The 1,076-nt window shown below is 43.7% G+C and carries 1 protein-coding gene; it reads left to right on the top strand.

Annotation, left to right across the window (positions count from 1 at the left end; all coding sequences use genetic code 11):
- A partial coding sequence (locus R7R24_RS24850) for a phosphoethanolamine transferase (protein WP_318119764.1) occupies nt 1–1,069 on the top strand: 1,069 nt, incomplete at its 5' end.
- Between the last annotated feature and the right edge of the window lie 7 nt (nt 1,070–1,076).

The raw sequence follows: 1,076 nt of genomic DNA, 5'->3' as shown, positions 1-1,076 counted from the left end.
AACGCAATATGTCTACAGCGCGACAAGTTACGTAAAAGAAAATTACTTAACTACGCCACAGCCATATCGTGAAATCGGTACTGATGCACAGCAATCTCCGACCGCTTTACAGCAAGCGCAGGACAAACCGACGTTACTCGTTTTTGTAGTAGGTGAAACCGCACGTACTCAAAACTATCAACTGAATGGTTACGAGCGTGAAACTAACCCCTACACCAGCCAATTAGATGTTATTTCTTTTAAAGATGTAGCGTCATGCGGCACTGCGACAGCGGTATCTGTACCATGCATGTTTTCTCAGTTAACGCGCAATCAATTTGACCGTAAACAAGCTGATAACCAAGACAACGCGTTAGATATCATGCAACGTGCAGGTATCGACCTACTGTGGAAAGAAAACGACGGTGGCGATAAAGAAGTCGCGCATAAGATCAAAAAAATCGAAGTAGACAGAAAGCAACAAAACGCACTGTGCAACGGTCAAACTTGTTACGACATGGCACTACTGAGTGACTTTGACCAAGAAGTGTCGAACATGAACGGTAACCGAGTTGTAGCCATGCATCTTATTGGCAGCCATGGCCCAACTTACTTCCAACGTTACCCGAAAGAGAAAGCATTTTTCCAACCGGATTGCCCACGTGCAGACATTGAAAACTGTAGCGTCGAAGAGATCGTAAATACCTACGACAATACCATTCGTTACACAGACTTTGTCTTGGAACAAACCATCAACAAACTTAAGACGTTAGAAGACAAATATAACACTGCGTTGATTTATGTTTCTGACCACGGTGAATCGCTTGGTGAAAGCGGCATGTTCTTACATGGTATGCCTTACGGACTTGCTCCGGATTTCCAAAAACGAGTACCGCTTATCATGTGGATGTCGCCAAGCTTTAAGCAAGCAAAACACATCAACACGGATTGCTTGTCCAAAGAAGCACAAAATGCAGGTAAGTACTCGCATGACAATGTGTTCCACTCTCTGCTTGGTATTATGGATGTAAAAACCCAAGCCTACGACGGTCAGTTAGATATCTTCAAAACCTGTCGAACCGTATCCTAAGTAGTTA

It is taken from the genome of Vibrio sp. 704 (assembly GCF_033339295.1).
The sequence above is the reverse complement of the archived record's forward strand: the minus strand, read 5'-3'. Positions and strand labels throughout refer to the sequence as shown.